Here is a 12,705-nt window from a genome sequence, read left to right on the forward strand (position 1 = left end):
GAACGGCAAATATTGAATTGAATTTGCGGCAAAATATCGCTAAGATAATTTCAAGGAGAAATTCATGCCATTCTGGACAAAAGCCAAAAAGCCGCAGGAACAGCCTCCCCAGACCATCCTCGTCATTGATGACGATCCCACCACCCAGAAGATCGTCCAGCAGGCCCTGACCAAATCCGGCTACCTGGTCCTGACCGCGTCATCGGGAGAGGCAGGGCTTGAGGCGGCGCGGGACAAAAACCCCGATGCCATTATCCTCGACGTCCTGATGCCGGGAATGGACGGCTTTATGCTCATCAAAGAACTACGAAGCCGGGAGGCCACCAAGGGGAAACCGGTCATTGTCCTCACCTCCCGGGACAATGTCGGCGACACCTTCCAGCGTTTCGGGGCCGACGCCTTCCTCACCAAACCCGTCAATCCCCCATTGCTGCTTGAAACCCTGCGAAAACTAACAGGACAATAAAAAAGCCGGCTGCGGGCCGGCTCTCCGAAAACGCTCGCCCCCTCCTCTGAAATCACGGACCGCCGCAGTCTTCCGGACAATTGCATCCATTCTCGTGTTCCGCATCACAGAGTCCGTCCCCACAGGCCACGCAGACGGAAGCGCATCCCCCGTAGGGTTGGCCGCAGGCCTCCTTCTGTTCCCGGGCCGAAAGTCCCAGGCAGCACTGTTCTCCGTTGCTGACCCCGGGTCCGATGCAATCCGGGGCTTCGCCGGTTTGCTTACAAACTGCCGGATCAGCGGCAGGCAGATTGGCCCCCAGAGCAGGAACAATAAAAAACGCTATCAGGAATAACCGAATAAAATAGGACATCATCGCAACCTTTTCAATTCTTTTTGTCAGGAACCGAGGGTCCCCAGAAACGGCTCAAGGCCCCAATGATCGTCGCCACAGGGATGATTTCCGTCCCCGGCGTCATACAATACACGCCCGACAGGATGGCGGCGGGCAGCCGCCACTTCTCAGGAAGCTGCGCGGCCCCGGCCAAATACCACCCCACCACGCCGCCGACGATCGGCCCCAGGAACAACCCGACCGGGCCGAACGTGGCGAGATCAACACAATCCAGGATCATTCCCGCGGCGATCGGGCCCAAGGCTCTTTCCGCGCGCTTGCCGATATCGGGATCTTGCGTTTCAGGACCGGCCATAAGTTATTCCGCTCCCCCTCCTGTCATGATGGCGTAAAGCAGACCCAAGCCGCCGATAAAAATCACCAGGGCCACCATGGGCAGGATCATGAACCAGATCCTCGCCGGCCACCGGCGCACTTCAAAGGCCGTTGTCGCGCCTTTGTAGCCGGTCACGCAGGCCCAAAACGAGAAGATCACAACGAGAAGCGACCATAACTCGTCCCCGGCCCAGGCCGCGGCATAATTTGGGAACGCAACCGTGTAATACAACAGCAGGAGGATGTTGGGAAGGGCATAAATAAAGGACGCATAGATATAGACAGTGCGCGCCAGCTTGGCGTCCGGTTTCTGCGCCCCGCACCACTTGAGCCGCACCTCGAACCACCAGCCGCCCACCAGCCAGGTGACGTATCCGGCCAGGGCCCCGAAAATCAAAAGGCAGGCCCACAAATTCACCCACGACCCGGTCAAAACAGGGCCGATCTGTTCCCAGCCGGGCCGCGGCTGCCCCATGTCGGCGCGCAGCATGTTCTGGTCGATCTTGTCGATCACGTGCGTCATGCCCAGGACCCAGCCCACAAAAATCAGATACGGCGTCTTGCCGAGGGCGATCTGCCTGGCAAAAAATTCTCTCGGCTTAAAATACAGCAGCAGGATGTTACGCGGGACGAGCGGAGCGGATTGCGGTTCAATGGGGTCGGGCACGGAAGACGGCGATTGGGGAATCGAATCCATAAACGCTCTCCTTGGTTTTGTATCGTTCGGGAAAATGCCTCCGCTCCCAGATTTTTCTATCCTAACAACCTGAACGGGGGGTGTCAATCCCAACAATATCCATGAAAAAAACCGTGGCGCGGGAAGCCCTCCCCCAAGGCGGGTCCGCCGCACCCCAGGGGCAAAGCAAGACCTTTGATCACGGCTGTTTTGCGGGATGAACCTCATCCCCGATCACAGACGCCAGGTACTCGCTCATCCGCCGGGCGCCCTGTCCGTTCAAATGGGCTTCGTCGGCGAAATAATCGTTTTTGTCCAGGATGGCTTGGGGGTCCAGGATTTTAAAACCAAAGGATTCCTGGACCGAGCGGAGAAACGACAGGTATTGCCCGGTTCTTCCGGACTGGACATTCTGCGAGGCGATATCGGGCGGCAGGGCCGGGACCACATAGAGCACCTTTACCCCGTTTTGCCGCGCGAGACGCAGAAACGCCAAAAAATATTTCTGGAAGAACAGGCTGGCGGACAGCTCGTCCGGCCGCTCATCCCGCGCCCGGGCTCCGGTGTAGACCCACCCCGCGCGGTCATCGGCGTAGCCCTTCCTCTGATAAAATTGTTTAATAAATCCGTCGACCATCGTTCTGCCGGAGAACCACACGCGCAGTTTCCAGAAATCCTGGTGTTTGAGAGACGGAACCAAAAATTTCACGGCCTGGGCCGCGCCGAATTCCTTCGCGAACAGCAGGATATTCCCCCGGCTGTAGTGATACAGCACATGCTGTTTGTTCTCGACCAGGTATTCCTTTGTCGTTGTCACGGTGCTGGGCAGGAACCCGGCGATGATCAGCGTCGGCCGGCCGGCGCGCGAGGACAAATAATTCTTCAATAACAGATATGACGTGAACGCGGAGAAATCGGCGTATGTCGAGAAATTGAAGGCTGAAAGACCTGTCCCCTTTTCGATGACCTCGGGCATGATTCCCAGCAGGACATAGCTGTCGCCGAAAATGACGACATCAAACGAACTCTTGCCGGACTGGGCGAGGTCATTCTTGAGCTTAAACTGCAGTCCGTCGAACGGCGGCGGGTAAAGATAGTTGTCAAAATAGGCGCAGGCCGATTCAAAGGCCGCGATCAGGACAACGGCCAGCAAAAAGCCGCGGGGCCATTTTTTAGAACTGAAAATAAATGAACTCTTTCCCACCGGTCACCCCATATATCAAGAGAAGGTAGAACAGGATAAAATACATGACCGCCCGGAACACAACGGACGATTTCAGGAGGATCAGTTGGTCGTTCTTGGCGTATTGCATGGCCTGGAGCGCGGCCAGCGGCGCGGCAAAAAAGAGAAAAATCCGCGCGTCCGCAAGAAACTGTTCCGCGTCGGCCGGCCGGAAGTCCGTCACGATCGAGCGGAGCAACCCGCAGCTTTGCTCTAAGGACGACGAACGAAAAATGATCCAGCCGAAACACACCAGGTGAAAGAAGCCGGCGACTTTGATCCCATGCCACAATTTTGAAATCGCCGCCCCCGAGAGGAATATCGAGCCCGGCAGAAAATCCTTGCAGCACCGGTGCCCGACCAGAAGAAGCCCGTGATACGCCCCCCACGCGACAAAGGTCCACGACGCCCCGTGCCACAGCCCTCCCAGCAGCATGGTGATCATCAGGTTCTTCGCGGCCCTTACGCCTCCCCCCTTGTTCCCTCCCAGCGGGATATAAAGATAATCTTTCAGCCACGAGGACAGGCTGATGTGCCACCGCCGCCAGAAATCCCGCGGGTTCGCCGCGAAGTACGGCAGGTTGAAATTGACCATGATGTCGAACCCCATGACCTTGCCGAGGCCCCTGGCGATATCCGAATATCCCGCGAAATCGCAATAGATTTGAAACGCAAAGGCATACACGGCCAGCAGGACGTCCATGCCGCCGGCCATTTTCTCCCCGGCGAAAACCGGGTCAACAAGTTTCGCCAGATTATCGGCGACAAACATCTTCAAGAACAAGCCCCAAAAAATGAGATAACACCCCTCATAGAATTGATCTAAAGTCATTTTCCGGGGGGACAGGACCTGGGGCAAAAGATGCCGCGCCCGTTCGATCGGGCCGGCGACCAGTTGCGGAAAAAACGCGACGAACAGGGCAAAATCAAAGAACCGCTTTGTCGGCCGCAGTTGGCCGCGGTAAATGTCGATGGCGTAGCTCATGGTCTGGAACGTGTAAAAAGAAATTCCGACGGGAAGAACGACCTGCAGATACTGCGGCTGGACGGAAAGCCCCCACGCGCTCAAAAGCGCCTGGAGACTTGAGGCAAAAAAATTGAAATACTTGAACACGGCCAGGATCGACAGATTGCCGAAAACGCTCAGAATAAGGAACAGCTTTTTCCGGCTCCGGACGGCGGATCCATGGATCTTCAGGCCGCAGACGAAATCAAGCGCGGTCGAGATGAAGATCAGGAACAGGAACCGCCAGTCCCACGCGCCGTAAAAAATGTAGCTGCTGACCAGCAGAAGCCTGTTTTGCCACTTATGCGGGAAAACCAGATAGAGACTGTAAACAATGATAAAAAATACGGCGAATGGAAAGGTATTGAATAGCATGGCTTGGATGGGAATTTGAATTTATTGTACAACAATCCGGTGGGAGGTCACATGGATTATGAAAAAATCAACTGCGGGGACATCGACTGGCCGGAAAAGCGCCCATTCCTCTATTGAGGGGCCGATCCGATCATGATCTTTGAAACTCAAAAACAACGTATTGGGCCGTGACCTGGCCAGGGTTCAGGATGCCGTGGCGCCGGCCCGCCGGATGAAAAATGACGCTATGCGGCCCGAAGCGTTTCCCCAAGGTCTCGACTTCACCATCCAGGATAAGGATCAAAACATCGTAAGGATCGGCGTGGGGCTCATAGCCGGCGCCGGGCGACAGGACCGAGGCGTGGCATTGCATCCTTTTCAGATACCGTGAAGGTCCTTCGAACACCAGGCCGGTGTGAAACCCCTCTTTGCCTTCGTTGCGGGACAGAGAATCATACGCTTGATATTTTCCAAAGGGCAGGGCGCCGGGGTCTTTCTGCGGATTCGGCGTGTACCACCGGAGCATAATGTAATTCGCCGGCTCCGTGCTCACGGTCTGCAGGGTGTGCGGATAACCGGGCGGATAATACACGAATTCGCCGGGTTTCAAGCGCAGACGCCCCCGGCCTTCATTGCCCAGATACATCGGCAGCAGCAGATCGGCTTCGCCTTTGAGCATCATCAGGATCTCTTCCTCGGGGTGCGTGTGCGGAGGATGCGGGCAATGGCCGTGGACAAGAGCGGACGCGTGGCAGGAAAAATCCTGGATGCCTTTGGTCGGGCCGCGGAACAGAAAATGCGGCTCCCATTTCTTCGCTTCGTCGAACGGCAGCGGGAGGGGCAAAGGATAACCCTGGTTCGGCAGGGCCCCGGGGACCTCCCCCCGCAAGGAGATCGCTTCCGACAAGGCCCGGACATCCAGCCGGCCGCCCTTGAACACGTTCCTCAATCTCCAAAAGAATCTCCTCACGCCCTTGACGGCCGCGAGCAGACGGGCTGCGCCTTTTTCACCTAAAAACTTATTTTCAACCATGATATACCTGCGGCCGGGCCGATACTCGGGCTGAATTTCCTTTTCCGTGACCCAGGCCTGGTCTTTTTTGACCCCCCGGTAGACCTTGCAGGAGGAGCAGGGAATGCCCTTCCGGGCCTCCTTCTTGCCCATGAGCATGTCACGCGCATACTGCATCTTCTCGCCGTTAAGGCAGGCGTCCAGGCCCTTTGCAAACACGTTGCCGTAATCGCCCCAGTAATTGATCGGACAGCCCAGCATCCGGCCGTCATAGTTGATCTGAGGGGCGGACCACATGTCCCAGCAGCAGGACCGCTCGACGTAATCCTGGCCGTATTTGTCCATATATTCCTTCCGGCTCGCCACCCCGAGGCCCGTCTCTTTTCCGACAAGTTCCTTGTTTTTCACGGGAGAGAAATCCGGCAGATCGTACAGATCCGCCCAGGACAATTTGAGAAAAAAACTCATGCCCAGCGACTTGGCCATCTCCCTCGCCTTGGCGATCTCGTGCTCGTTGTGGCCGAAGGCGACGAACTGCCACTTAAGCAGCGGATACGGGCTGCGGTATTTGGCTTTCAGGCGGTTGATCATGCGGACATTGTCCATGACCTGATTGAAGTCTCCCTTGACACGGTACTGGACATACGTCTCCTGGCTGGCGCCGTCGATGGAACAGGTGATCCGGCGCAGTTTGTATTTCACCAGGGCCTCGGCGACGTCCTCGCGGACGTGGTTGAGGTTTGCGCCGTTGGCGAAGTAAAGACAGACGTTGTGACGGTGGGCGTGGGCGAGAATCCTGGCCAGGTCCTTGTTCAGAAACACCTCGCCCCAATTGGACAACTCGATATGGGCGACGTTGGGATTGCGGCGGATAAAATCCTTGAAGTCTTCAAGCTTGAGGTAGCCCACCCCCAATTCGCGGCCGGTCCTTCCAGTCGCCGTCGGGCAGGACGGGCATTTGAGCTGGCAGATCGTGGAGGCGTCCAGCCGGGCGAACCGGGGGTTGAGGGGTTGCTCTTTCACCATGATTATCTCATTTTCCTCCGAAATTCGACGGGAAAGCAATATCCAAGTATACCCGCTGGACGGAAAATCGTCAAATCGGCTTTTGGGGGCAGGCCAGGGATATTATAAAGGATACTGAAAAGGCCTGCGGGAGAATTCTCAGGAGGGCGGGCTCAGATCCAATCCGTGCTGTACTCGGAAAGCGGTAACAGATGTTTTTTGGCGCGCCAGTACCACCACACGTGCCTCAATTTCCACAAAAGCAGTTGGGGGTCGCCCCAGGGGATATCCGTCTTGAGGGAGGGATTGAAAAAATTGAGAAGCAATTTGGAAAGGTGCCTTTTGTTCCGCAGGGTGTAAATCATTTCCAGGGGCAGGACAAACCGGAATTTCAGCCCCGGCTTGTACGAAAAGCCTTTGAACGTCCTGTCCGCCCGGCCCAAGGCCAGGTCCAGGTAAAGAGCCGGGAAATCAAGGCCGGCGGCATCAATGAAATCCAGGGACCCGGGAAGACGCGGATTGATCTCCAAGAAATGAAATGTCCCGTCCCCGGTCTTGATGAAATCGAGATTAATGGCCCCATGCCATTTCAAAAGCCGGATGAGTCTCTGGACCAATTCAAAAAATTTCTTGTCCGTGGTGCTTTCGCCGTAAGGCGGCGTGCCGTTGAGCGCGTACTCCTGTTTGGCCGTGTACATGAAGCAATCCAGGATCTCCCCTTCGCTAACCACAGCCGTGAACCCGCAAAAATCCCCGTCCAGATACTGCTGAATGACCGGCCAGCGGTCTTTTTCTTCCAGCCTCCGGTAATATTCGACCAAACCGTTTTTGCCGGTAAAGTAAGCGTTGCCCCGGTTGGCCGATCCGCGCGGCTTTTTGACGACACAGGGATAAGGAAGCTGATCGGCCAGGCGTTCCACGTCTTCGGCTGATTGAGGAAAATGGGTCCGGGGGATGGGGATATTGTTCTCCAACATGAAACGGTAGGACTTATCCTTGAACCTGGCCAGAGCGATCAATTCTTTTGAAGGCAGAAGCATGCGGACATGCGGGGGGATGCGGTCGCGCTCTTCCGACAGGAATTCCGTCGTGTGGTCGCTCATGGGGATCAGGACATCGAATTTCCCGTTCCTGAGGAGCGTGAGAAGAGATTCCACATAAACGGTCTTGTCGCTTTCCGGCGGGTTCACGATGCCCATCGAACAGTATTTGGAACGGAAACCGGCGCAGTATTCATCATGGTCCAGCAGATAAATCTGGTGCCCTTTACGGGCAAGGCTCTTCATGACCACCAAAGCCGCGTTCCAGTTCCCGGTCGTGACAAGAATTTTCATGACCACCATTGTAATGAAACCGCGGGAAACTTACCATATAAATCATGCTGGCGGAAGACACGAACCTGCCGCTCTTTACAAACCCGGCAACGCGTGTTACTTTTATTTATGCCCGCTCTTCTCAAGAAATTCCTGAAGGGGCTGAAAAGCATCCTCAAAAAGATCCACCACGCGATCCCCCCCCAGGCGCGAAAAGTCTACATGCCGGCGCTCAGCTGGGGCCTGTATTATGTTGAAAATCATATCAACGCGATTTTTCCTCCGGTCACGCTCTATGAAGGCCTTGAAGCCGGCAGCCAAACGCCTCTTTCCTTTGCCTACGCGGGCGAAATGCACCGGATGGACACTTACTGGGACGACCTCGTCTTAAGCGACGGTTTCAAGAAACGACTTTTGGGCCGGCGATTCTTCTGGGAAATCATCCCGGAGCTCAAAAGGGAATATCCCGGTTGCGGCTTCCTTGTCATGGAACAGTCTTTCCTGACGATCCCTTACTTCGGCGGGAAGCCCGGATTTTCCATTCCCTTCTGGTTCAGGATGGAGATCGGCATTGAGCGGCCCATGAACAAGCTGTTCGGCCGGCAGCGCTCCGACATTGAACGGCTCATCCGCAAGAACAAGCTTTCGTTTGAGATGACCAGGGACCGCCAGCGTTTCGACGATTTTTATCACAACATGTACGTGCCTTATATCCGGGACCGTTATGCCGACGACGCCGGGATCAATGCTTACGAGCTTTTCCTCAAGAAAATGCCTGTCAGCGAAATGCTGTTCATTAAAAAAGACGGCAAGACCATCGCCGGGGCCATGGCTGTATTCAAGGACGGGAAAGCGTTCCTGCGCAAGCTGGGCGTTGTGGAAGCCAACCCGGAATACGTGCGCTCCGGCGCCATCGGGGCGATCTATTACTTTCTCACCCAGGAACTCAAAACCCGCGGATACAACATGATGGACGTGGGCGGGTGCAGGCCGTTTTTAAACGACGGGCTGACCCGATACAAGCTGTCCTTGGGGGCAAGATTGAGCAAAGACAACTCCCGGCATTCCACGGTCAGATTTCTGGTCCTCGGGAACGCCGCGGGGGTCAGGAGCTTTCTGACCCGTAATCCTTTTCTGTTCAAGAACAGGAATAAGAAACTCTGCCGCGCCCTGTTTGTGGAAAACTCGCCGGGGCTTTCCCTGCCGGCCTTGAACGACATCTCCGCTTCGTCTTATTGCGAAGGGATCGCGGAAACCCAGCTCTGCGTCTGCGGGGACAAAAAGTTGCCGGGAGACCCGCGTCTTTTGGAGCACCAGCCGGTCAGCGTCCGGTTCTTCGATGAGCTGGTCAACGGATAACAAACCTGAAAAAGGAGCCCCGATGTGAATAAACAGTTCATCCTCAATTTCACGCCCACAGGCATGATCCCCACCAAGGCCATGACGCCCCACGTGCCCATCCTGGTCCCCGAGATCGTCGAGCAGGTGACCGAGGCCGCCGGCCAGGGCGCGAACATGGCGCATGTCCACGCGCGTAACCCCCAAGATGAATCGCCCACGTACGAAAAAGAGATCTATGCCGACATCATCCGGGGCATCCGGGCGAAAAACAAGGACCTGGTGATCTGCGTCTCGACCAGCGGACGGAATTTCCCGGAATTCGAGAAACGCTCCGCCTGCCTGGACCTGACCGGTGATCTAAAGCCGGATTTCGGCAGCCTCACCTTAAGTTCCCTCAATTTCAACAAGCAGGCAAGCATCAACTCCCCGGAGATGATCCAGGCGCTGGCCAAAAAGATGCTGGACAACGGCATCAAGCCGGAGCTCGAGGTCTTTGACCTGGGGATGATCAACTACGCCCATTACCTGATCCAGAAAGGGCTGATCAAGCCGCCTTACTATTTCAACCTGATCCTGGGCAACATCGCCTGCGCGCAGGCCAACCTGCTAAGCCTGGGGCTCATGATCAAGGAACTCCCTCCGGATTCCATCTGGTCTGTGGGGGGGATCGGCGGGGCCCAATTGAAAATGAACGCCATCGGCATCATCGAGGGAGGCGGCGTGCGCATCGGGCTGGAGGACAACATCTACCTGGACAGCGAAAGGACCCATCTGGCCACCAACAGCGAACTGGTCAGGCGCATCATCGGCATCGCCAAGGTCATGGGCCGCGTCCCGTATTCGCACCGGGAGGCCAGGAAAATCCTGGGGGTGGCCTGATGGAAAATCCGACCCAACGCCCTTCGATCCTCGGCAAGATCCGGAACAAATTCCGCCACGGCCTGATCTTCCTCGTCATGAGCGACTACCTCAAGAAGATGGGTATCGAGATCACGCCGTTCTACTGGATGAGGGAAACCATCCCCGACCAATCCCCGGCCGGGATGGAGACCAATTTTCGCGATTTTGATTTCTCCTTCTTCGGCCCGGAAGACATCGAGGCCATCTGCAAGCATCCGGAGCGGAAATTTTATCACGAAGAGCATGTCACCAAGCTCTTCAAGGCGGGCAAAAAATGTTACGGGGCCAAATGCAACGGGGAGATCGCCGGTTTCACCTGGATCGATCTGGAGGAAAGCGTCACAAAGTTCCATCCCTCAAAGATGAAAAGCAACGAAGCTTATCTATTCGACATGTATGTCTTCAAGTCCTTCCGCGGAAGGAACCTGGCCCCGATTTTGCGCTATAAGACCTACGCGATCCTGAAAGAACTGGGGCGCGACACGTGTTACAGCGTTACGGTCTGCTACAACACCCCTTCCATCAAATTCAAACAAAAGCTCAACGCCCAATTCGTTTTTCTGGGCTTGTATGTCAACCTTTTCAAAAAAATCCGGAAGCGCTGGGTCCTGAAACGATATTAATCCGGGCCCTTCACGGCGCCGTCGTTAGATAGGCGGCGAGCTGGTCCAGGGTCCCGGTCCAGCCCTGCGTCATGCTGGCCATGCCGTCGTCGAAGGTCTTGCGTTCCTGCTCGGTCGCGTTGATAGGAACCCACCGGATGGTAAGCGTGGTTTTGCCGCCCTGTTCTTCAAGCGTGAGGGTGGTGAGCATTTCCAGCGGCCAGCCCGGAGACATCGGGTGACGGGCGACTCCCCCTTTCTCATCAGAGAAGGAATTGACCCAAACGATCCTCTCGGGCTTGACGATCTCGCGGTAAACGAACTTGCCCCACACCTCCTGGCCGGTGGGTGACTGCAGGCCGTAGTGATAGGTCCCGCCCGGATGGAAATCCATTTTAGCGACACGCACCGTAAAACCCTTCGGCCCCCACCAGTGCTTCATCCGTTCCGGTTCTGTAAACGCCTTCCACACCAGATCCCGCGGCGCGTCGAACGTGCGCGAGATGACGAATTCCTTTCCCATAATTTCCTCCCTGTCAGTTAGACGATGTCTCGGCCACCAATTTCAACGGCGTCAGGTCCTGCTCGAATTGACCGCCGGCCATTTTGTCGCAGTTCATCATCAGGCCGACGGCCTTGCTCATGAAATGATATCGGCCTGTTCGCAGGTGCCGTTAAAAATCAGGCAGGGGTTGATCGTCGGCATTTTTCTCGTCCTTTTTCATTCAGAATGGACCGGTCCCAAAGACCGGCCTCATGGTCTAAAACCCAACAATGACCTTGAACCCGCCGTAGGACATGCGTTTGACGTCGAACGGCATCTTCTTGGGATCGCACATGCCTGCGATCCGCGGGTCTTTCATCACCTTGGCGTTAACTTGATCGCGATGCGCCTTCGATTTGTACACGATATACGAAAACACAACCGTTTCTCCGTTCTTGATCTTGGCCAGCCGCGGGAACGGCAGACCCATTTTGACTTTCAGGTCGTCGCCGGCACATTCCTTATAATCGAGCGCGCCGTACTCCCGCCAAATTTTTTCCGCTTTTTGCGACATGCGGCGGTAGGCGGCCAGGTTTTTCTTCGGAACAGGCAAAACGAATCCGTCAACGTATTTCATGGTGTCCTCCTCAATGAGCGCATGAGTTATGGAAGTCCCGCGTTGAGCGGGACGACATAACTCATCCGCGCGAATTGACCCCGCTGCTTGCCCCGTCTTGTTGCCAGGGGCAGCGGGGACTTTCTGGTTTTTACGATCCGTGCTTCTCTACATAAGGGGCAAAACGTTTTTCGAGGCAGGTTGTCCATCCCCAGCTGTGCGATTCGACCTCTTCCTTGCTCACAAACCCTTTATGAAGCAGAGTCAGGCGCGTGATCTCGCCCACGCCTTCAAACTCCACGGTCACGATGGTTTGCGGCATGTCCTTTTCTTCCCATTGCCAGGTGAACTGAAGGCGCTTGTTGGGAATGATCTGCGTGTATTTGCCGTAGGCCGTGTGCTTGCCGTCCTTGGAAACCATGTGGATGCGGTACGCCCCTCCGACTTTGGGGTCGGCCTGCGCGTCCCGGCACTCGATGCCTTCGGGGCTCCACCACTGGACCATCTGCCCGGCTTCGGTCCAGGCCCTGAACACCCGCTCCACCGGGGCCTTGATGGTCTTCTCTATTCTTAATGCATTGACCGTCGGGGATTTTTTCACGTGGGGTTCTCCGATTGCTTCAAATATTCTTCGAGCCGGTCCAGGCTTTCCGTCCAGAACTTGCGATGGGCCTCGATCCAGCCGTGGGCCTTGTCCAGACTTCTCTTCTGGATGGCGATGCGGTGTTCGCGCCCCACGATCTTCCGCCGCACGAACCCGGCGTCTTCCAGGATGCGGACATGCTTGGAGACGGCGGGAAACGACATATCAAACCGCCGGGCCAAGTCCGAGGCGTTGCGCGGCTTCTTGGCCACCAGCTCCAGGATATGCCTGCGGTTGCCGTCGGCCAGCGCGTAAAAGACATGACTCAGCTCGTCCTTGTAGTATTTAACCATATGGTTAAATGTTATGACAGAATGCGGCGTTTGTCAAATAACTTTTTATGAAAGACCGAGAAA

At 55.9% G+C, this 12,705-nt stretch carries 14 protein-coding genes; 4 read left to right on the forward strand and 10 right to left on the reverse strand.

All coding sequences use genetic code 11. The features are described from left to right. The first annotated feature begins 64 nt into the window (after window positions 1-64). Window positions 65-466, forward strand: a complete 402-nt coding sequence (locus tag Q8Q08_04880; protein MDP2653348.1) for a response regulator — start codon at window positions 65-67, stop codon at window positions 464-466. Between the two features lie 365 nt (window positions 467-831). Here the strand turns inward: Q8Q08_04880 and Q8Q08_04885 are convergent, their stop codons facing one another. The 6 genes from Q8Q08_04885 to Q8Q08_04910 form a co-directional block, all read right to left on the reverse strand. Continuing rightward, window positions 832-1,155 carry a hypothetical protein gene (locus tag Q8Q08_04885; GenBank protein ID MDP2653349.1) on the reverse strand — a complete coding sequence of 108 codons (324 nt, stop codon included), beginning with the start codon at window positions 1,153-1,155 and terminating at the stop codon, window positions 832-834. A gap of 3 nt (window positions 1,156-1,158) precedes the next feature. Beyond that, on the reverse strand, window positions 1,159-1,872 hold the full coding sequence (locus tag Q8Q08_04890) for a YIP1 family protein (protein MDP2653350.1): 714 nt from the start codon (window positions 1,870-1,872) through the stop codon (window positions 1,159-1,161). 178 nt (window positions 1,873-2,050) lie between these two features. Then, window positions 2,051-3,055, reverse strand: coding sequence for a hypothetical protein (locus Q8Q08_04895; GenBank protein ID MDP2653351.1), 1,005 nt, complete (start codon window positions 3,053-3,055; stop codon window positions 2,051-2,053). Next, window positions 3,024-4,454: an MBOAT family O-acyltransferase gene (locus Q8Q08_04900; protein ID MDP2653352.1), complete on the reverse strand. Its 1,431-nt coding sequence runs from the start codon at window positions 4,452-4,454 to the stop codon at window positions 3,024-3,026. Before Q8Q08_04900 ends, Q8Q08_04895 begins: the two co-directional genes overlap by 32 nt. A gap of 130 nt (window positions 4,455-4,584) precedes the next feature. Further along, entirely contained in the window at window positions 4,585-6,471 is a 1,887-nt protein-coding gene (locus Q8Q08_04905) for a cupin domain-containing protein (protein ID MDP2653353.1), read from the reverse strand. Window positions 6,472-6,623: 152 nt separating this feature from the next. Then, window positions 6,624-7,784 (reverse strand): ATP-grasp domain-containing protein, encoded by a 1,161-nt coding sequence (locus Q8Q08_04910; protein MDP2653354.1) that lies wholly within the window; start codon window positions 7,782-7,784, stop codon window positions 6,624-6,626. A gap of 108 nt (window positions 7,785-7,892) precedes the next feature. Here Q8Q08_04910 and Q8Q08_04915 point away from each other — a divergent pair, with 108 nt between their 5' ends. The 3 genes from Q8Q08_04915 to Q8Q08_04925 are packed head-to-tail and all read left to right on the forward strand — an operon-like array spanning window position 7,893 to window position 10,627. Then, window positions 7,893-9,122, forward strand: a complete 1,230-nt coding sequence (locus tag Q8Q08_04915) for a hypothetical protein (GenBank protein MDP2653355.1) — start codon at window positions 7,893-7,895, stop codon at window positions 9,120-9,122. Window positions 9,123-9,146: 24 nt separating this feature from the next. After that, entirely contained in the window at window positions 9,147-9,983 is an 837-nt protein-coding gene (locus Q8Q08_04920) for a 3-keto-5-aminohexanoate cleavage protein (protein MDP2653356.1), read from the forward strand. Then, window positions 9,983-10,627 (forward strand): GNAT family N-acetyltransferase, encoded by a 645-nt coding sequence (locus Q8Q08_04925; protein MDP2653357.1) that lies wholly within the window; start codon window positions 9,983-9,985, stop codon window positions 10,625-10,627. Before Q8Q08_04920 ends, Q8Q08_04925 begins: the two co-directional genes overlap by 1 nt. 10 nt (window positions 10,628-10,637) lie before the next feature. On the opposite strand, the gene Q8Q08_04930 is transcribed toward Q8Q08_04925, so the two are convergent. The 4 genes from Q8Q08_04930 to Q8Q08_04945 all read right to left on the reverse strand — a co-directional run bounded on the left by Q8Q08_04930 (window position 10,638) and on the right by Q8Q08_04945 (window position 12,642). After that, on the reverse strand, window positions 10,638-11,129 hold the full coding sequence (locus Q8Q08_04930) for an SRPBCC domain-containing protein (protein MDP2653358.1): 492 nt from the start codon (window positions 11,127-11,129) through the stop codon (window positions 10,638-10,640). Window positions 11,130-11,367: 238 nt separating this feature from the next. Next, on the reverse strand, window positions 11,368-11,727 hold the full coding sequence (locus Q8Q08_04935) for a DUF1428 domain-containing protein (GenBank protein ID MDP2653359.1): 360 nt from the start codon (window positions 11,725-11,727) through the stop codon (window positions 11,368-11,370). Window positions 11,728-11,857: 130 nt separating this feature from the next. Further along, window positions 11,858-12,307 (reverse strand): SRPBCC domain-containing protein, encoded by a 450-nt coding sequence (locus tag Q8Q08_04940; GenBank protein ID MDP2653360.1) that lies wholly within the window; start codon window positions 12,305-12,307, stop codon window positions 11,858-11,860. Further along, window positions 12,304-12,642: a metalloregulator ArsR/SmtB family transcription factor gene (locus tag Q8Q08_04945; GenBank protein MDP2653361.1), complete on the reverse strand. Its 339-nt coding sequence runs from the start codon at window positions 12,640-12,642 to the stop codon at window positions 12,304-12,306. Before Q8Q08_04945 ends, Q8Q08_04940 begins: the two co-directional genes overlap by 4 nt. Window positions 12,643-12,705 lie beyond the last annotated feature (63 nt).

The sequence above is a fragment of the Candidatus Omnitrophota bacterium genome, from assembly GCA_030688425.1.
Classification (GTDB): Bacteria; Omnitrophota; Gorgyraeia; order Zapsychrales; family JANLHA01; genus JAUYIB01.

What these genes read in the sequence shown, in the direction of transcription:
- Q8Q08_04880 (MDP2653348.1), top strand. Translation starts at nt 65, where the DNA reads ATGCCATTCTGGACAAAAGCCAAAAAGCCGCAGGAACAGCCTCCCCAG.
- Q8Q08_04885 (MDP2653349.1), bottom strand. Translation starts at nt 1,155, where the DNA reads ATGGCCGGTCCTGAAACGCAAGATCCCGATATCGGCAAGCGCGCGGAA.
- Q8Q08_04890 (MDP2653350.1), bottom strand. Translation starts at nt 1,872, where the DNA reads ATGGATTCGATTCCCCAATCGCCGTCTTCCGTGCCCGACCCCATTGAA.
- Q8Q08_04900 (MDP2653352.1), bottom strand. Translation starts at nt 4,454, where the DNA reads ATGCTATTCAATACCTTTCCATTCGCCGTATTTTTTATCATTGTTTAC.
- Q8Q08_04905 (MDP2653353.1), bottom strand. Translation starts at nt 6,471, where the DNA reads ATGGTGAAAGAGCAACCCCTCAACCCCCGGTTCGCCCGGCTGGACGCC.
- Q8Q08_04910 (MDP2653354.1), bottom strand. Translation starts at nt 7,784, where the DNA reads ATGAAAATTCTTGTCACGACCGGGAACTGGAACGCGGCTTTGGTGGTC.
- Q8Q08_04915 (MDP2653355.1), top strand. Translation starts at nt 7,893, where the DNA reads ATGCCCGCTCTTCTCAAGAAATTCCTGAAGGGGCTGAAAAGCATCCTC.
- Q8Q08_04925 (MDP2653357.1), top strand. Translation starts at nt 9,983, where the DNA reads ATGGAAAATCCGACCCAACGCCCTTCGATCCTCGGCAAGATCCGGAAC.
- Q8Q08_04930 (MDP2653358.1), bottom strand. Translation starts at nt 11,129, where the DNA reads ATGGGAAAGGAATTCGTCATCTCGCGCACGTTCGACGCGCCGCGGGAT.
- Q8Q08_04935 (MDP2653359.1), bottom strand. Translation starts at nt 11,727, where the DNA reads ATGAAATACGTTGACGGATTCGTTTTGCCTGTTCCGAAGAAAAACCTG.
- Q8Q08_04945 (MDP2653361.1), bottom strand. Translation starts at nt 12,642, where the DNA reads ATGGTTAAATACTACAAGGACGAGCTGAGTCATGTCTTTTACGCGCTG.